Consider the following 18,123-nt stretch of genomic DNA (forward strand, 5'->3'; position numbering starts at 1 on the left):
GGTGTGAGTGATGGATCTGTTCAGTAATCTCGCGCTCGGCTTCGCGACCGCAACCTCTCTGGAAAACCTGTTCTTCTGCCTGATCGGCGTGCTGCTCGGCACCCTGATCGGCGTGCTGCCGGGTATCGGCGCCACTGCGACGATCGCCATGCTGCTGCCGATCACGTTTCAGCTGGAGCCGGTCTCTTCGCTGATCATGCTCGCCGGTATCTATTACGGCGCGCAATACGGCGGCTCCACCACGGCGATCCTCATCAACATGCCGGGTGAATCCTCCTCTGCCGTCACGGCCATCGACGGCTATCAGATGGCGCGCAAGGGCAAGGCGGGTGCAGCACTTGCGATCGCGGCGATCGGCTCGTTCTTCGCCGGCACCGTTTCGACCTTCCTGGTAGCGATCTTTGCGCCGCCGCTCACCGAAATCGCACTGCAGTTCGGCGCGGCCGAATATTTCTCCCTGATGGTCGTCGGCCTGGTGTCCTCGATTGCATTGGCGCACGGTTCGATCGTCAAGGCGCTGGCGATGGTGGCGCTCGGCCTGTTGCTGGGGCTCGTCGGCACCGACATCTACACCGGAACGCCGCGCTTCACGCTCGGCATTCGTGAGTATGCCGACGGCCTGAATTTCGTTGCCGTCGCGGTCGGCGTCTTCGGTATCGCGGAAATTCTCCGCAACCTTGAAAACGAAAAGAGCCGGTCGGTGCTGGTGTCGAAGGTCAGCGGCCTGCTGCCGACCAAGGAGGACTTTCGGGCGATGGTCGCGCCGGTTTTGCGCGGCACTGTCATCGGCTCGATCCTCGGTATCCTGCCGGGCGGCGGTGCAATCCTTGCGGCTTTCGCCTCCTACACGGTGGAAAAGAAGGTCTCAAAGAACCCGCAGGAATTCGGCCAGGGAGCTGTAGCGGGCGTCGCCGGACCTGAATCAGCCAACAATGCCGGTGCGCAGACCTCCTTCATTCCGCTTTTGACCCTCGGCATTCCGGCCAATCCGGTCATGGCGCTGATGATCGGCGCGATGATCATCCAGGGCATCGTGCCGGGTCCGAATGTTGCTGTCGAGCAGCCGGCCCTCTTCTGGGGCATCATCGCCTCCATGTGGATCGGCAATCTGATGCTCGTCGTCCTCAACCTGCCGCTCATCGGGCTGTGGGTGAAGCTGTTGACCATCCCTTACTACGTGTTGTTCCCGATCATCATGGCCTTCTGCTCGATCGGGGTCTACAGCGTCAATTCGAACGTCTACGATCTCTACTCCGTGGCCTTCTTCGGCTTCATCGGCTACGTGCTGGTCAAGCTCCGCTGCGAGCCCGCGCCGCTGCTGCTCGGCTTCGTGCTCGGGCCGCTTCTGGAAGAGAATCTGAGGCGTGCGATGATCCTGTCGCGCGGCGATCCGACAACGTTCGTCACGCGTCCGATCAGCGCCGGCCTTCTCTTTATCGCAGCGCTGGTCCTGGTCGTCGTCTTCCTGCCGAGCGTCAAGAAGAAACGCGAGGAAGTCTTCGTCGAAGAGGATTGAGATATCATTGGGTGCCCCGGACCTCAGACGGTCTGGAGCACCTGCATTTCGTCGATAGGTTGGGGGCCGCCGATACGCTTCAGAAGCAGGCGGCCCATCAGCAGCCCGGCCTCCGCCAGGTCCTCGTAGATGGTTTCGACCCGCGGCCTGATCTGGTCGAAAAGGCCGGAGGTTTGTTTGGCCACCAGGCGCACATCCTTCCCCAGTTCGAGATGGTGGTCGTAGGCTGCGGCCATGACCGAAAGGGCGGAAACCTCGCCGCCGCAGATAAAGCCATCCGGCCGTTCCGCTTCGCCCATCCGGCGGAAAAGATAATCGCGGATATCGTCCGATCCGCTGTCGAGCGTGACGTCTCTGGCGATCTCGAACGCGACCCCTTCCTCCCGCACTGCTGTCATGAAACCGTGCCGCATGTGATGGGCAAATGTGAAGCGTTCAGGCGGCAGGATGATGAACAGCTTCCTGCAGCCCGCCGCGATCAGTTTTCGCGCCGCCAGATAGGCAAAACCATAGTTGTCGTAATCGACGTATGGATGGGCGGTCGCCAGTTCCGTCCGACCGTGACAGATAAATGGAAAATTGTTTTCCATCAGCAGTTTTACGCGTTCGTCCGACGGTTCGGTCCGGGTGAAGATAATGCCGTCGGCCATGCGGTTACGCATGATATGCCGGACCGGGTCGGCCTGCGGCGTGTCGGAGAAATGCGGCGTGATGACAAGGTGATAAGGTGTGCCGCGGAGCGCTTCCGTCAGCCCTTTGATCATAGAGGTGGCATAGCTCAGGATTTCCTCGTGAGGATCGAGGACGAGGCTGATGACGTTGGTGCGGCCTGTACGCAGGCGTTGGGCCGCACGGTCGGGCAGGTAACCGATCTCGCTTGCCACCTGCCGCACACGCTGGCGTGTCTCCAGGGCTATCTGCGGCGCATCGGCGAGCGCACGCGACACCGTGGTGACGGCAAGTCCCGTCAATTCGGCGATGGTTTTCAGGGTGGGCTTCGCGTTGCCGCCGGCTTGCCCGGATTCCCGCTCCGGCTTCGCCCGCCGACCCTTCTCCCCCAGGTCTCCCAGCGACATCTCCTTCTTCCTCCGTTCCCGCCCAAAAAACCAAGGCAAGCTTCATCTATATCGTTACAAATTTTTTCGGCTACGCGGGAATTTTTTCTCGATTCCGGAGAAAAATTTCGAGTTTTGGGGAAATTCGCATTGAATTCAATCTGTTATCGGTATGTCCGATTGCTGTAGAAATCTCCGTGTCCGGGTTGACACCCACCGCATTTATATCGTTATAAATCGAAATATCCGGAGAGGAGCCCGGATGCAAAGGGAGAATCTCAATGAATATTCGAATGATCAGCAAACTCGCCGCCGGTGCGGCGATTATCGCTCTGACGGCCGGTGCCGCCAAGGCAGCCGAAAGCGTCGAAGTCCTTCACTGGTGGACCTCGGGCGGCGAAGCGGCGGCGCTCAACGTCTTGAAGGAAAACCTGCAGAAGGAAGGCGTTGCCTGGAAGGACATGCCGGTTGCCGGCGGTGCAGGTTCTGCGGCGATGACCGCGCTGCGCGCCCGCGTTACCGCCGGCGATCCGCCGACCGCCGTTCAGCTCCTCGGTTTCGACCTGAAGGACTGGGCGGAAATGGGTGTTGCCGCAAACCTCGACGAACTCGCCACCAAGGAAGGCTGGGACAAGGTCATTCCGGCTGCACTCCAGGACTTTTCCAAGTATGACGGCCACTGGATCGCGGCTCCGGTGAACATCCACTCCACCAACTGGCTGTGGATCAACAAGGCCGCCCTCGACAAGGCCGGCGGCAAGGTTCCGACCAATATCGACGAGTTCATCGCCCTGCTCGACAACTTCAAGGGCCAGGGCCTTACCGCGCTCGCTCATGGCGGCGTTCCGTGGCAGGACGGTACGCTCTGGGAAGCCGTCGTTCTCTCCGTCGGCGGTCCGGACTTCTACAAGAAGGCCGTTCTCGACCTCGATCCGGCTTCGCTTTCCAGCGACACCATGAAGAAGGTCTTCGACACCATGTCGAAGCTCAGGACCTATTTCGACCAGAATTTCTCGGGTCGCGAATGGAACCTCTCGACTGCCATGGTCATCGAGGGCAAGTCCGGCGCCCAGCAGATGGGCGATTGGTCGAAGGGCGAGTGGCTGCGCGCCAACAAGAAGCCGGGCACCGACTTCGTCTGCATCCGCTTCCCCGGCACGCAAGGGTCCGTTCTCTTCAATGCCGACCAGTTCATGATGTTCGACGTGGGTGACGATCAGCGTGCCGCACAGCTCAAGATGGCTTCGGCCGTCGAAAATCCGGCATTCCAGATCGCTTTCAACACGGTGAAGGGTTCGGTACCTGCCCGCACCGACATCTCGGACGAGAAGTTCGACGATTGCGGCAAGAAGGGCATGAAGGATCTGGCCGAAGCAGCCACCAAGGGCACGATGATGGGCTCGCTCGCCCATGGTTATGCCCAGCCGGCCGCCATCAAGGAAGCCATGCTCGACGTCATCACCCAGCATCTCAACGGCCAGCTCACGACCGACGCGGCGCTGAAGCGCCTGCCGGAAGCGGTTGCTGCCGCCAAGTGATGGCATAGTTGAACGCCAAGGTGAGGGGGTTGCCGACGGCGATCCCCTTACTTGTAATTCAGCATCTTAGCCAAAGGCTAGGTGCCAGATTTTGTTGGTGAGAGGATAGGTCACGCATCCTCGGAACTGATATTTCTCCCGCCCTCATCCGGAGGTCATGATGACGACAATCGAGCCGGTGCCCGCCCTGACGCCCAATGGGATCCCAAAGAGACAGGGCCGATCACTTGCGGACGGATTGCGCAACGCGCTGCCGAAGATCGTCCTGGCGCCGTCGTTCGCGGTCATCCTGGTTTTCGTCTACGGGTTCATCCTCTGGACGATCTATCTGTCGTTCACGACCTCCCGCATCATGCCGGTCTACAAATGGGGCGGGTTCGACGCCTATTTCCGTCTCTGGTCGCAGCCCAACTGGTATGTGGCCATGCAGAATCTCGCAATCTTCGGCATTCTCTACATCGGCATCTGCATCGCGATCGGTCTGTTCATCGCTATCTTGATGGACCAGCGGATCCGCGCCGAAGGCGTGCTACGGCCGATCTTTCTCTATCCGATGGCGCTCTCCTTCGTCGTCACCGGCACGGCCTGGAAATGGTTTCTGAACCCCGGTCTCGGGCTTGAAAACACCATGCACAATCTCGGCTGGGAAAGCTTCAAGTTCGACTGGCTGGTCAATCCCAATATGGCGATCTACACCGTCGTCATCGCCGGGGTCTGGCAGGCATCCGGTTTCGTCATGGCGATGTTCCTGGCCGGTCTTCGCGGCATCGACGGGGAGATCATCAAGGCCGCCCAGATCGACGGCGCCTCGACGATATCCATCTATCGCCGCATCATCATTCCGCTCTTACGCCCCGTTTTCCTGTCCGCCTTCATCGTGCTCGCGCATATGGCGATCAAGTCCTACGATCTGGTCATTGCGCTGACCGGAGGCGGGCCGGGCAATGCGACCGAGCTGCCCTCCACCTTCATGTATTCCTATACCTTCACGCGCAACCAGATGGCCGTCGGTTCGGCGAGCGCCGTCATGATGCTGATGGGCATCACCGCGATCATCGTGCCCTATCTCTATTCGGAACTGCGGGAGAAGCACCAATGAGCGCGGCCAACGAAACCGTCAGCGCCGGCCAGGCCCGCGCCGCCCGCTATTTCATCTATGCGGCCCTCGTCGTGCTCGCACTCGTCTACCTCCTGCCGCTTTATGTGATGCTGATCACCTCGCTGAAGTCGCTCGACGAGATCCGCGGCGGCGACATGCTGGCCCTGCCGGGCTCCCCTTCGATCGCCGCCTGGGTCAAGGCCTGGGGCGAGGCCTGCATCGGGGTCAGCTGCGTCGGCATCAAGGGTTATTTCTGGAACTCCATCAAGATGGTGGTTCCGGCCGTGCTGATCTCGACGCTGCTCGGCGCCCTCAACGGATACGTGCTGACGAAATGGCGATTCCCCGGTCATAAACTGGTTTTCGGCATGATGCTGTTCGCCTGCTTCATTCCGTTCCAGGCGGTTTTGATTCCGATGGCGCGTCTTCTCGGTCTCCTCGGCCTTTCGAATTCCACCACGGGCCTCGTCATGGTGCACGTGATTTACGGCCTCGGCTTCACGACGCTGTTCTTCCGCAACTATTACGAAGCTTTCCCAGACGAGCTGGTGAAGGCAGCGATGATCGACGGCGCCGGCTTCTTCCGTATCTTCTGGCGCATCCTGCTGCCGAGTTCCGGGCCCATCATCGTCGTCACGATCATCTACCAGTTCACCAATATCTGGAACGACTTCCTGTTCGGAATTTCGTTTGCGGGCGGTGAGGCCTCACCGATGACGGTGGCGCTCAACAACCTCGTTTCCTCCTCCACCGGCGTCAAGGAATACAACGTCGACATGGCCGCGGCCGTGTTCGCGGCATTGCCGACGCTGTTCGTTTATATCGTCGCCGGACGCTACTTCGTGCGCGGTCTGATGGCCGGCGCAGTCAAGGGCTGACTTAGGGATAACCGTCAATGAGCTTTCTTGAAATCAAGAACATTCGCAAGAAGATCGGCAATGTCGAGATCCTCAAGGGTATCGATATCGATCTGGAAAAGGGCGGCTTCCTGGTGCTCGTCGGCCCTTCAGGTTGCGGCAAGTCGACCCTCCTGAATGCCATCGCCGGTCTCCTGCCGCCGTCGTCCGGCGATATCGTCATCGACGGCCAGGTGATCAACGACCTGCATCCCTCGCAGCGCGACATCGCCATGGTCTTTCAGTCCTACGCGCTTTATCCGAACATGACGGTGGAACAGAACATCGCGTTTGCGCTTGAAATGCGCGGCATCGAGAAGGCGCAGCGCGAGGCCGCGGTAAAGCAGGTGGCCAAAACCCTGCAGATCGAGCACCTGCTGAAACGCCGTCCGAGCCAGCTTTCCGGCGGCCAGCGCCAGCGCGTCGCCATGGGCCGCGCGCTCGTTCGCCAGCCGCGGGTCTTCCTATTCGACGAACCGCTATCGAACCTCGATGCGAAGCTTCGTGTCGAGGTGCGGGCCGAGATCAAGGCGCTTCACCAGAACACCAACGCCACCATCGTCTATGTTACCCACGATCAGATCGAGGCGATGACGCTCGCCACCAAGATCGTCGTCTTGAAGGAAGGCATGGTCCAGCAGGTCGGTACGCCGGCGGAGATCTACAATCACCCGGCCAACCTGTTCGTCGCCGACTTCATGGGCTCGCCGGCAATGAACATGCTGAAGGGCAAAGTGATGTCCGCCGCCGGCGCGCAGGGCATTTCGCTCTTCGGCAACGAAGGCGTCAAAGTCGCCATGCCGCCATCGGTTACGACAATCCTACCCGACGGCAAGGAAGTCATTCTCGGCCTGCGTCCGGAAACGATCACCGATGCCGGCCTGGTGGATCCCGAGGCGCGCGCCACGGCCCAGATCGCCGCCGACGTCATCATGGTCGAGCCGACCGGTTCGGATACTTTTGTCACCGGCAAGCTGGACGGCGCGAGCTTTACCGCCCGAACCCGCTCCGACGTGCAGGTGAAACTCGGCGAGAAGTTTCCCTTCTCCTTCAACCTGGACAAGGCCGTCGTCTTCGATCCCGAAAGTGGCAGCCGCATCGGCTGACGCGCCCGTCATTGACGTTTGCGCGATCAATCGGACGTGGCTCCGTCCGGGGCTGTTTCTCGCGAAGCCGCACTCTTGTCGACCACCGAATTCGAGGGCTTGGCTCCGCGAAAGCCCGGAACAATCCGGAGGAGGCTGCGTTCGGTTTGTGTTCCGTTTGGAACGGAACCAACCAGGTCGAGGAGACAAACAATGGCTAACGGAAACTATTCTCAACCGGGCCGGTATCGAAACGACCGGATGCGAGGCGAACGCGATTTTCCTCGCGAGCCGTCCGGTGATTATCGCCCGGGAGACACGGGGTACGTCCGCGGTTTTGGCGACAATCAGCGAAGCGGCGACAATTTTCCCGGCGATCACGAATACGGCCGGGAGGATGGCGATCGCTCGCGGTTCTCCCGCTATGGCCGGGGCGAGCAATGGGCCACCGACGACTACGGTTATGACCCCGGCTACGGTGATACGGAGCGCTCGCGAATATGGGCGCGCGACTCCTACCGGGGCAGACCCTCTTCATTCAGCTATGAACCCGGCCGCGGTCGCGTGAACCAGGCCTATGGCGAGCAATACGGTTCGGACTATGGTTACGGCGGCGAGAGCCGGCCGCGCTACGGCCAGGAGCACCGGTTCCGCGAAGAAGAGGACTATGGCCGCAAACGTGGCTTCATGGAGCGGGCAGGCGACGAGGTCGCTTCCTGGTTCGGCGATGAGGAGGCCGAACAGCGTCGCGCGATGGATGAACATCGGGGAAAGGGACCGAAGGGTTACCAACGCTCCGACACCAGGATCGAAGAAGACGTCAACGACCGTCTGAGCGATGATCCCATACTGGACGCTTCGAACATCTCGGTTACCGTGAAAGGTGCGGAGGTCACCCTCGACGGCTTCGTTTCCAGCCGCTGGGACAAACGCCGGGCCGAGGATCTCGTGGACGGTGTTTCGGGTGTACGGCATGTGCAGAACAACCTGCGCGTCAACAACGCTCCGACCGACACCTTGACAGGTTCGACGACCATCTGATCCGGTCGGCAGGCGCCACTGGACCGCTTTGCGGAGGGGTCCAGTCCTCGAAGTCGATGATAAAACCCCTTTCGGCGAACCCTCGCGGAAAAGACACATTGTCAGCAATCAATCCTTGGCCCGACTTCCAAAACCAGTTAGAAGTCCTGTGCTGCATATATTAGTAGATGGCGGGATACATAAATGAACATGAGGGCGGACGGCAGGCCACGTGCGCCGTCTTTTCGGGTTAACTCCAGGAAATGTTAAGAATTTCGCGGTTTTTCCCGATTGCGCCCATTGGCGCGTATCTGGTTGCGCTCGCAGCCGGTGTGGCTCTGCCCCTGCTGATCTTCGTCGGTTATCTGATGATGGAGCTGGAGGCGAACGAGCGCGAAATCCTTGCCAACGACACGGCTGAGGACGCACAGCTCATTGCTCGCGCCGTCGATCGCGAGCTGCAGGATATGGCAACGACGCTGCGGATCCTCGTGACGTCGCCGGAGCTTAAAAACGGGGACCTGAAGTCATTCCACAACAGGACCCAGACCAGCCTGCGCTCCAATTCGCTGTATGTGCTGGTCGTCGATGCGGATGGGCAACAGAAACTCAATACGCGCGTGCCCTTTGGAACTCCCCTCCAGAAGGTTTCCAATCCAACGGCGCTTCAGTCGGCGCTGCGCAGCGGCGTGACCGAAGTTTCCGGCGTCTTTTTCGGGGCAACCAGCGGCAAGCATGTGTTCAACATCACCATGCCGATGCCCACCGAAGTCTCCGGCGCCGGTGCGGCGATGGTCATCACGCAGAATGCCGAGGATCTACAGAAGCTGATTTCCGTGGAGAGGCTTCCCGCAGGCTGGTCCGTCGCCATCGTCGACGGCCTGGGAAATGTAGTTACGTCCGTCGGGGCCGACACATTCGCCTCAGGCTCTGCCTTTCCCGCAAATACCCTGAAGCTGATGACAGGTTTCAAGGGGACCATCGAGGACATGAGCGGTGACCGCAGGCAGATGTATGGTTATGCGCAGATCACCGGCTGGACCTGGAAGGCGGTCGTCTGGGGCCCGATCGATACGGCGCAGGCGAGCATTCTCACCACATGGCGGCAGTTGATCGGGGGCGGCGCGATCTTTCTCGCCGTCGGCATGTTGATCGCCTGGCTGGTCGGGCGTCAGCTTCGGATTCCCATCCGGCAGCTCGCGCAAATGGCTGAACGGATGGGCAGGGGCGAGATCGTTTCGCCCATCGAAACGAAAATCCGCGAAGCCAACCAGGTTGCGGTGGCTCTATCGAACGCATCCTTCGACCGCAGCCAGGCGGAGGACCGCATCCATCTGATCCTGCATGAGCTCGTACATCGCACGAAGAACATCCTGACTCTGGTGCAGGCCATGATGCGTCAGCTGGCGCGCAAGGACACCACCATGGAGGAGTTCCAGAGGGCTATCAGTGGCCGGTTGCAGGGGCTCGGCAAATCCATCGAAGCACTTGCGAAAGAGCAGTGGTCGGGGGTTTCGATTCGGCGAGTCATCGAAATCCATCTCAGTACCTTTGGAGAAGTGGCCGAGCGGGTCGAACTTCAGGGAGCGGATTTCACGCTCAAAGCCGAAGCGGTACAGAATCTGGGCCTCATCCTGCATGAGCTTGCGACCAATTCCGTCAAGTACGGTGCGCTTTCGGTGCCGCACGGCAAGGTCCGGATCGCCTGGAAGGACGTGGTCAAGGATGATGAGGACGAGGTAAAGCTGCGCCTGGTGTGGGAAGAAAAGAACGGGCCGCCGGTTCATGAGCCCTCACGCACCGGCTTCGGCACCACCATCGTCAAGCGCCATGCGGCAGCGGCTTTTGGGGGGGAGGTCGAAATCGATTTTAATCCCGGAGGGCTTTGCTGGAGGTTGACCGCGCCGCGTGCCGCGTTCGAGCGAGGCGAGGGCGCCGACGATCTGAGGGACATAGCGATTTAGCCGACAACCGGAACGAAGGCGTCGCTTTGCCGTTAATCGGCCATGGACGCCATGCTCACCACAATCGACATCGATCAGGATACCCTTCAAACAATCGGCCTTACCTATGTCAGCGATACGGAACCCGGCATCCGCAGGCTCCGGCGCGGCAAAGGGTTCTGCTACCGCCTGCCGGACGGAGCGCTGCTGACTGACGAGCGGGAGCGGCGAAGGATCGCAGCGCTCGGGCTGCCGCCTGCCTACGAGAATGTCTGGATCTGCCTCGATCCTCGCGGCCACCTGCAGGCAACAGGGTATGATTCCCGCGGCCGAAAGCAATACCGGTATCATCCCGACTGGCAGAGTTTCCGCAGCGAACGAAAGTTCGACCAGCTCTTGAAGTTCGGAGAGGCGCTGCCGCGGATTCGCAGCCGGGCGAAACGGGATCTGGCACTTGGTCTGGATAAAACCGAGGCCGTGATTGCTGCGCTGGTCGCGCTCCTGGATGCGACGCACCTGCGGGTGGGAAACCAGGCCTACGCAAAAGAGAACAGGACCTATGGAGCAACGACGCTCTTGAAGCGTCATATGACCCTGTCGGACGACGCGGTCCTCCTGCGCTTCACGGCGAAGGGCGGGAAGAGGGTACGGCACACGCTGAAGCATCCGCGCCTGCAGCGCATCCTGGAGGAGATAGCGGATCTGCCCGGACGGCAGCTGTTTTCCTGGCCAGATGAACAGGGCGTGCCTCATTCGGTGGATTCAGGTCGCTTGAACGCCTACCTTGCCAAGGCGGCGGGTTTTCCGGTGTCGGCAAAGACATTCCGGACCTGGGGCGGGAGTCTCACCGCCTTCAACGCTGCCTGGGACTTCATGGAAAGGGAAGGAAAGCCTCCAAAGATAAAATTGATGGCTCACGCGGCTTCTGACGCGTTGCACAATACCCCGGCGGTTTGCCGCTCCAGCTATATCCATCCAAGCATTTTGGAGCTTTCTGAAAACACGGCGCCACTGGAAAAGATAATGACAAACAAGGCGGAGCTGAATGTTCCGAGGGGCTTGAGGGAAAGCGAGGGCCGATTGGTGGCCTTTCTCCGGGAGGTTTCCCCGGAGAACCCGCCGATGACCGCCCGCGAAGCACTGCGGGCGGCTGTTGGAGAGCTGGCGAAAACTTAGGCCGCGCGGCGATCGTGGGGACCTTCTTGAATCTCCTCGACGATCTTTTCCACGAACTGGGGAAGATCCTTTGGCGATCGAGACGTGATGATCCCGTTGTCGACGACCACCGCCTCGTCCTTCCAGGACGCGCCGGCATTGCGGATGTCGGTGCGAATGGAATGGTAAGAGGTAGCCTTGCGGCCGCGAAGCGCATCCGCTTCCACCAGCAGCCAAGGGCCGTGGCAGATCGCGGCAACCGGCTTGCCGCTCTTGACGAAGTCTCGCACCACCTTCACGGCTTCTTCATTAACGCGCAGAAGATCTGGGTTGATCTGCCCGCCGGGCAAAACCAGGGCGTCGAACTCCTCCGTCTTCACATTCTTCGCCTCGAGATCGACGGACACGGTATCGCCCCAATCCTTCTCGTCCCAGCTCTTGATCTCGCCGGTTTTGATGGATGCGATCTTGACGGTGGCGCCTCGCTTCTTCAACTCCTCCAACGGAACCCGAAGTTCCGATCGTTCATAGCCGTCGGTGGCCAGAATAAGGATGGAAGCGGAATCGATAGCGGTCATTCATTACTCCTTCGGTCGATTTCGTCCGGCTCCTTCACAAGCGGCCTGAGGAAAGGTCACGGCCGTTGATCGACGCCGGAACGCTGATTTCATCGCGGGGCGACTTAGGTAGAGGCAGAACCACGGCCTCCGGCACCATAACCTGAAGCTCTTCGGGGTGTTCCACGGCAAAAGTCTTCTTCTCGTGCCGGATTCCGGTCAGCCTGTTCCTGAGCATCTTGAAAAAGTGTCGCATGTTGATTTCTCCCGTCGCGAGGCAAGGGCGTCCGGCCCTCTCACGAAGGAGCAAACCCATGCGGTAGGGAATCGTTCCAACTTTTTCTCAGAACGTTACAGAAAGTTATCGGGGGCCTGGAACAAAAGCGGGCAAGCCGCGTTCTTGGCCGGATGTTCGCGGCGTTGCCGCAAAACACTTGCCAGGTATCGGCCGAAATGAATGATGACCGCTTGGCTGCCTCCGGCCGGCCAATTCGATCAGGACCAAGCCTGGGCCGCCACGGCGTCTGTCGACGCCATCACCTCCTCCTTTTCGTTTTTCCGCCGCTCGCGTCATGCTCGGGAGCGCAATCCGCGCTGGATCCCGCAGGACCCGAGGCGGCAGGCGTCGCCACGCTCTTCTACACGATGCTGATCGGCGGGATCGTCATCTGGTGCGGCGTTGTCGGTCTGCTCTTTTACGCGGCACGCAAGCGGCGGGCGCATTCGACGAAAAGTGCCGGCCAGTTGGTCCTGTGGGGTGGAGCCGTTTTTCCGACCGTGGTGCTTGCGGCGCTTCTGACCTATGCCGTCTGGCTGATGCCGGTCATGCGGCCCTGGTTTCAGGATGATGCAAGCGGCATGCGGCGCATCGAAGTGACCGGCGAGCAATTCTGGTGGCGGGTCCGGTATCTCGGTGAGGACAGCGGGCCCGTCTTCGAGACGGCAAATGAAGTGCGCATACCCGTCGGCGAGCGGGTGGTTTTCCTGTTGAAGTCGCCGGATGTCATCCATTCCTTCTGGATCCCGGTGCTCGGGGGCAAGATGGACATGATCCCCGGGCGCGAAAACCGGTTGACGCTTGTCGCCGAAAAACCGGGCACCTATCGCGGGGTCTGCGCCGAATTCTGCGGGCCGTCCCACGCGCTGATGGCTTTTACGGTGCATGCCATGGAGCCACGGGCTTACGAAGCCTGGCTTTCGGCGCGGAAAAACTCGTCGGGTGCTGACGCGGAGGGCTTGGCACTTTTCCTGAGGCACGGCTGCGCCGCCTGCCATGCTATTTCAGGCACCGAGGCGCGCGGCACGATCGGTCCGGATCTTACCGCCTTCGGAGAACGCGGCAGCGTCGGCGCCGGGTCGCTAGCCAATACGGCCGAACATATTGCGCGGTTCATCCGCTACCCGGACGGCGTCAAGCCCGAGGTCCGGATGCCTCATTTCTCCATGCTGCCGGATGCGGATGTCGAACGGATCGCAGCTTACCTGAAAGGGCTACGATGACCCCAGAGCTCGGCAATTTCTCGGCCGAAGAAAGGGCGGCCCAGGAAGAACGGCTCCGCAAGGTGTGGGAGACGCCGAAGGGGCTCCGTTACTGGACATCGGTCAACAATAGCGAGATCGGCCTCTGGTACGGCGTGACTGCGTTCGCCTTCATGCTGTTTGCCGGTCTGCTCGGGCTTTTGATGCGCCTGCAGCTCGCGGTGCCCAACAACGATCTCATCTCGGCGGATCTCTTTAACCAGGCCTTTACGCTGCACGGCACAGTGATGATGTTTCTGTTCGCGGTGCCGATTTTCGAGGCGATCGCCATCTTCCTGTTGCCGTCGATGCTCGGCGCCCGCGAATTGCCGTTCCCGCGTCTCTCTGCTTTCGGCTTCTGGAGCTTCCTCATTGGCGGGATCTTCGTCTGCGGTTCGATCTTCTTCAATGCGGCGCCGAATGCCGGTTGGTTCATGTATCCGCCGCTCGCGACCGACAAGGAATATTCGGGCATCGGTGCGGATATCTGGCTGCTCGGCCTCTCGTTCATCGAGGTGGCGTCGATCGCCGCGGCCGTCGAGATCATCGTCGGCATCATGAAATGCCGGGCTCCGGGTATGCGCATCAACCTCATGCCGATGTTCGCCTGGTATCTCTTGATCGTCGCAGGGATGATCCTGTTTGCCTTCCCGCCGCTGATCGCCGGTGACATCCTGTTCGAGATGGAGCGGATGTTCGACTGGCCGTTCTTCGATGCCAAGAGGGGCGGCGACCCGCTCCTTTGGCAGCATCTCTTCTGGATCTTCGGCCATCCGGAGGTCTATATCATCTTCCTGCCCGCGATCGCGTTGATGGCGATGATCGTGCCGACCTTCTCGCAGCGGCCGATCGTCGGTTATTCCTGGATCGTGCTGGCGGCCGTCGGCACCGGCTTCCTGAGTTTCGGGCTCTGGGTGCACCATATGTTCGCGACCGGCCTGCCGCAGATTTCGCTGGCCTTCTTCTCCGCTGCGTCCGAGGCCGTGGCGATCCCGACCGGAGTGCAGATCTTCGTCTTCATCGCCACGATGCTTGCCGGCCGGGTGATCTTTTCGGTGCCGATGCTGTTCGGTGCCGGCGGCGTCATCATCTTCGTGGTCGGCGGATTGACCGGCGTGATGGTGGCGCTGGTACCTTTCGACTGGCAGGCGCACGACACCTATTTCGTCGTCGCGCACCTTCATTATGTGCTGATCGGGGGCATGCTGTTTCCGGTGGTTGCCGGCATCTATTATTATTTCCCGTTCGTAAGAGGCAAGAAGCTCAGCGATGCCTGGGGCAAGGTGGCGTTCTGGCTGATGTTCTCAGGCTTCAACATTGCCTTCTTCCCCATGCATTTTTCCGGCCTGCGAGGCATGCCGCGTCGCGTCTTCACCTATCCGGAGGGCATCGGCTGGGATTGGTTCAACCTGGTCTCCACGATCGGCGCCTTCATCTTCGCCTCGGGTGTGGCAATCGTCGTCACCGATATTCTGAGGCCAAAGCCAAAACCGACGGCGCGTAATCTCAATCCCTGGAATTCCGGCACGCTGGAATGGACGAACGATCCTGACGAGAGCTGGGGCATGCGCTCGGTGCCGGTCATCACCAGCCGCTATCCGCTCTGGGACCAGCCGAACCTGCAGCGCGATATCGAGGCGGGCCGCTTTTATCTGCCGGATGCGAAGTCGGGCAAGCGCGAAACCCTCGTCACCTCGGTCCTGGATGCCGATCCGATCCAGTGCCTGCGGGTCGGCGGCGTTTCCTATGTGACGATCATCGCGGCGCTTGCGCTCGGCGGGGTCTTTATCGCGCTCACCTTCCATTGGTGGATCACGACCATTGTCTGCGCGATCATTACGTTCGTGGCCATCGTCGTCTGGCTGTGGACGGGGACGGCGCCGATCCCGGAGGAGCCGGAGATCGATGTCGGGCTCGGGCTCAAACTGCCGATCTATGTCTCGGGTCCGGCGTCGGTCGGCTGGTGGGCGATGTTCATCACCATGGTGGGTGACGGAACGGCCTTCGCCAGCCTGATCTTCGGCTATTTCTTCTACTGGACGATCCATGCGGATTTCACCGCCGCGGCACAGGGGCCGGGCATCTTATGGCCGATGATCGCGCTGGCGCTCTTCGTCGTCGCGTGGGCGCTGACGGTGCTTGCGCGGGAGCTCAATGAAAAGGGGCCGGTCGGGGCACGGCTCGCGCTGGTCGCGGGCTTCGTCGTCACGGTCGCAGCGTCGCTTGCAGGTCTGGCGGGTCCCTATTTCCACGCCATGGATCCGACCGCCAACGTCTATCCCGCCACCGTCTGGATCCTGGCAATCTGGACGGTGACGCATGGCGCCGTCGGCGCGATCATGCATCTCTACTGCCTGGCCCGCAGTTTTGCCGGCAGGATGACGGCGGAATACGATCAGGATATCCGCAATGTTACGCTCTACTGGCACTTCATGGCCGTCACCGCCGTGACAACCTTCGGCGTCATCGGCCTCTTTCCGATGGTGATAGAATGAAGAGCTTCATCCCGCGCGAGGTCGAAACCCTCTGGACGCTGTTTACCGCGCCCACCGTCTGGGCGCTGCATTTTGTCGTATGTTATGCGGCGGTCGCCATCTTCTGCGCCAAGGGGCTGGCCGAAGAGATTACCTTCGGCACCCTGCGGTTCGCGTTGGGGGTCTTCACGCTGCTGGCGCTGGCGATGATCGTGCTGTCCGCCTATCTCGCCTGGCGGCAATGGGGTTTCGGATCGGGAGATCCTCCGCACGACGCGGCGACGCGGGAAGATCGAAAGTATTTTCAAGGTTTTGCGACGCTTCTCCTCTCCGGCCTCAGTTTCGTCGCCGTCGTCTATGCCGCCATTCCCTTGATCTTCATCGCGGAGTGCCAGCGTTGAAGCGGGCGGCCTGGGTTTTCGGCCTTGTCCTGCTTCTCCTGCTCTGGGCGTTCCTGCTCCCCTTTGCCGACCGGGGCTCCTTTTCCGTCCACATGATTGCGCATATGGGTGTGGTGGCAGGTGCTGCACCGCTGATTGCCGTCGGCCTTTCGGGAACCCGCCTCGACTTCACCGCCGGGCGGGCCTGGTTGACACCCGTGCTCGCCTCGCTGATCGAGCTGGTCGCTGTATGGGGCTGGCATGTGCCGGCCGTGCGGGCTCTCTCGGAAACCTCTACCGTCGTCACGGTGCTGGAACAGCTTGTCTTCGTGGCTGCGGGATTGACGCTCTGGCTGACCTGCCTCGGCGGCGCCACCGGTGGCCGTGAAGAGCGGCGGCTTGCCGGCACGGTCGGGCTTCTCTTCACATCGATGCATATGACATTGCTTGGCGCGCTTCTGGCGCTTTCGCCGCGGCCGCTTTACGGTGACGGGGAGGTAAGCTGTTTCGGTGTCGTGCTGAATGCCGGGACGGACCAACAGATAGGTGGCGTGGTGATGCTGCTCGTCGGCGCGGTCGTCTATCTGGCCGGTGGCGTAGCGCTCCTGGCTCGCACGCTGAACATTGATGCGCCAAAGCCTTTGGGGAGGAGGGGCCGATGACGATCCCGAGGAAATACCTGATTGCCCTTGTCGTGGTACTGCCGTTGCTCGGCATGGTTTTCGCCTGGTCGGGACTGATGAGCGTCAGGGCGAGCACGGGCCACTGGGGCGTGACGGACTGGTTCCTCCACTGGGTGATGAAGAATTCGGTGCGCACCGCCGCACTGTTCGTGGAGGTTCCGCCGCTCGACGATCCGGCGCTTCTGCCACCAGCCGCCGGCCACTTCGAGACCGGCTGTGCTATCTGTCACGGCTCGCCGGCGCAGGGGCGGTCCGATGCGGTGCTCGCCATGCTGCCGCGGCCGCCCGACCTGAAGATGGTCGTGCCGACCTGGACCGATGCCCAGCTTTTCGAGATCGTCAAACATGGCGTGCGCTTCACCGGCATGCCGGGCTGGCCGACCGGGCTGCGCGATGACGAGATCTGGGCGATGGTCGCTTTTCTGCGCAAGCTGCCGGAGATGGACGCAAACGCCTATCTGCAGGTGTCCGGCCTGCACGGCATCGGCCATGCGGGCGAGGTCTCGCCGCTGCCGATCACCTGCGAGAGCTGTCATGCGGAAAAGCGGCTTACGGAAGGCAGTATCGTTCCCAGGCTTGCCGGCCAGTCGGAGGCGTATCTGCTCAACAGCCTCAAGGCTTATGCGGAGGAAAAGCGTCCGAGCGGCATCATGCAGGTGGCAGCCGGCACCTTGCCGGAAGAGAGCCTGCCGGAGCTTGCGAGTTATTACGCCAAGCAGGCGCCGCCTGCACGACAGATCGGCCAAGGCGATCCGCAATTGGTCGAAAGGGGGCGGGAGCTGGCAGAAAGAGGAAGGCCGGCTGACAAGGTGCCGGCCTGTCTGAGCTGTCATGAAAAGGCCGGCGGCAACCCGGCCTATCCGCGCATATCGGGTCAGACCGCTCCTTACCTGGAGCGTCAACTTCGCCTCTTTCATACCGGTGCCAGAGGCGGCGGCCCATTCAGTCACCTGATGACCGAGGCAGCCAGAAGTCTAAAGGAAGAGGATTTTGCCGCTCTCGCGGCCTTTTTTGCCAGCCGCGAGAGCAGGGGCCCTTGAGTTCAGGCCACTCTCTCCTCCCCAGGAGCTTTCAAAATCAGACTGGAATGACGAGCATGTAGCATGCCGCGATCACAAGAACGAAGCCTGCCGCCTCTACCCATTCCCTGACCATAGACGCCTCCATCGCTTCCCTAGCAAGTGAACGAGAAAACACCATTCTA

Annotated in this window: 16 protein-coding genes; 13 read left to right on the top strand and 3 right to left on the bottom strand. The window is 60.9% G+C overall.

Features of this window, described 5'->3' with window-relative positions:
* Positions 1-10: 10 nt before the first annotated feature.
* A complete protein-coding gene (locus tag EDE05_RS08435; protein WP_132409423.1) occupies positions 11-1,516 on the top strand; it encodes a tripartite tricarboxylate transporter permease in 1,506 nt (501 codons plus the stop codon).
* A 23-nt stretch (positions 1,517-1,539) separates the two neighbouring features.
* Here the strand turns inward: EDE05_RS08435 and EDE05_RS08440 are convergent, their stop codons facing one another.
* Positions 1,540-2,592 carry a LacI family transcriptional regulator gene (locus EDE05_RS08440; protein ID WP_132409421.1) on the bottom strand — a complete coding sequence of 351 codons (1,053 nt, stop codon included), beginning with the start codon at positions 2,590-2,592 and terminating at the stop codon, positions 1,540-1,542.
* A 266-nt stretch (positions 2,593-2,858) separates the two neighbouring features.
* On the opposite strand from EDE05_RS08440, the gene EDE05_RS08445 reads away from it, so the two are divergent.
* The 7 genes from EDE05_RS08445 (at position 2,859) to EDE05_RS08475 (ending at position 11,328) form a co-directional block, all read left to right on the top strand.
* Entirely contained in the window at positions 2,859-4,109 is a 1,251-nt protein-coding gene (locus EDE05_RS08445) for an ABC transporter substrate-binding protein (protein WP_207914820.1), read from the top strand.
* A 160-nt stretch (positions 4,110-4,269) separates the two neighbouring features.
* On the top strand, positions 4,270-5,208 hold the full coding sequence (locus tag EDE05_RS08450; protein ID WP_207914812.1) for a sugar ABC transporter permease: 939 nt from the start codon (positions 4,270-4,272) through the stop codon (positions 5,206-5,208).
* Positions 5,205-6,086 carry a carbohydrate ABC transporter permease gene (locus EDE05_RS08455; protein ID WP_105371449.1) on the top strand — a complete coding sequence of 294 codons (882 nt, stop codon included), beginning with the start codon at positions 5,205-5,207 and terminating at the stop codon, positions 6,084-6,086. The genes EDE05_RS08450 and EDE05_RS08455 overlap by 4 nt, the downstream gene beginning before the upstream one ends.
* Positions 6,087-6,103: 17 nt before the next feature.
* The gene (locus EDE05_RS08460; RefSeq protein WP_105371450.1) at positions 6,104-7,210 is read left to right on the top strand and encodes an ABC transporter ATP-binding protein; all 1,107 of its coding nucleotides are present in this window, start codon (positions 6,104-6,106) and stop codon (positions 7,208-7,210) included.
* A 192-nt stretch (positions 7,211-7,402) separates the two neighbouring features.
* Positions 7,403-8,230 carry a BON domain-containing protein gene (locus EDE05_RS08465; RefSeq protein ID WP_245422805.1) on the top strand — a complete coding sequence of 276 codons (828 nt, stop codon included), beginning with the start codon at positions 7,403-7,405 and terminating at the stop codon, positions 8,228-8,230.
* A 242-nt stretch (positions 8,231-8,472) separates the two neighbouring features.
* The gene (locus tag EDE05_RS08470; RefSeq protein ID WP_105371452.1) at positions 8,473-10,173 is read left to right on the top strand and encodes a sensor histidine kinase; all 1,701 of its coding nucleotides are present in this window, start codon (positions 8,473-8,475) and stop codon (positions 10,171-10,173) included.
* A gap of 69 nt (positions 10,174-10,242) precedes the next feature.
* Complete coding sequence (locus tag EDE05_RS08475) at positions 10,243-11,328, top strand: DNA topoisomerase IB (RefSeq protein ID WP_165924137.1); 1,086 nt, start codon at positions 10,243-10,245, stop codon at positions 11,326-11,328.
* Here EDE05_RS08475 and EDE05_RS08480 read toward each other — a convergent pair.
* Positions 11,325-11,885 (bottom strand): type 1 glutamine amidotransferase domain-containing protein, encoded by a 561-nt coding sequence (locus tag EDE05_RS08480; RefSeq protein ID WP_105371453.1) that lies wholly within the window; start codon positions 11,883-11,885, stop codon positions 11,325-11,327. The two genes, EDE05_RS08475 and EDE05_RS08480, sit on opposite strands and share 4 nt — an antisense overlap.
* Positions 11,886-11,919: 34 nt before the next feature.
* Entirely contained in the window at positions 11,920-12,120 is a 201-nt protein-coding gene (locus EDE05_RS08485; RefSeq protein ID WP_105371454.1) for a hypothetical protein, read from the bottom strand.
* 197 nt (positions 12,121-12,317) lie between these two features.
* Here EDE05_RS08485 and coxB point away from each other — a divergent pair, with 197 nt between their 5' ends.
* Genes coxB through EDE05_RS08505 form a run of 5 tightly spaced genes read left to right on the top strand, consistent with a single transcriptional unit; the run spans position 12,318 to position 17,959 of the window.
* Positions 12,318-13,364 carry a cytochrome c oxidase subunit II gene (gene coxB / locus EDE05_RS08490; protein WP_105371585.1) on the top strand — a complete coding sequence of 349 codons (1,047 nt, stop codon included), beginning with the start codon at positions 12,318-12,320 and terminating at the stop codon, positions 13,362-13,364.
* A complete protein-coding gene (gene ctaD / locus EDE05_RS08495) occupies positions 13,361-15,877 on the top strand; it encodes a cytochrome c oxidase subunit I (RefSeq protein WP_105371455.1) in 2,517 nt (838 codons plus the stop codon). Before coxB ends, ctaD begins: the two co-directional genes overlap by 4 nt.
* Positions 15,874-16,257: a hypothetical protein gene (locus EDE05_RS27165; RefSeq protein ID WP_245422806.1), complete on the top strand. Its 384-nt coding sequence runs from the start codon at positions 15,874-15,876 to the stop codon at positions 16,255-16,257. Before ctaD ends, EDE05_RS27165 begins: the two co-directional genes overlap by 4 nt.
* On the top strand, positions 16,254-16,898 hold the full coding sequence (locus EDE05_RS08500) for a cytochrome c oxidase assembly protein (protein ID WP_245422807.1): 645 nt from the start codon (positions 16,254-16,256) through the stop codon (positions 16,896-16,898). Before EDE05_RS27165 ends, EDE05_RS08500 begins: the two co-directional genes overlap by 4 nt.
* A complete protein-coding gene (locus EDE05_RS08505; RefSeq protein ID WP_105371457.1) occupies positions 16,895-17,959 on the top strand; it encodes a c-type cytochrome in 1,065 nt (354 codons plus the stop codon). Before EDE05_RS08500 ends, EDE05_RS08505 begins: the two co-directional genes overlap by 4 nt.
* The last annotated feature ends 164 nt before the right edge of the window (positions 17,960-18,123 follow it).

The sequence above is a fragment of the Neorhizobium sp. R1-B genome, assembly GCF_004368875.1.
Taxonomy (GTDB): Bacteria; Pseudomonadota; Alphaproteobacteria; order Rhizobiales; family Rhizobiaceae; genus Neorhizobium; species Neorhizobium huautlense.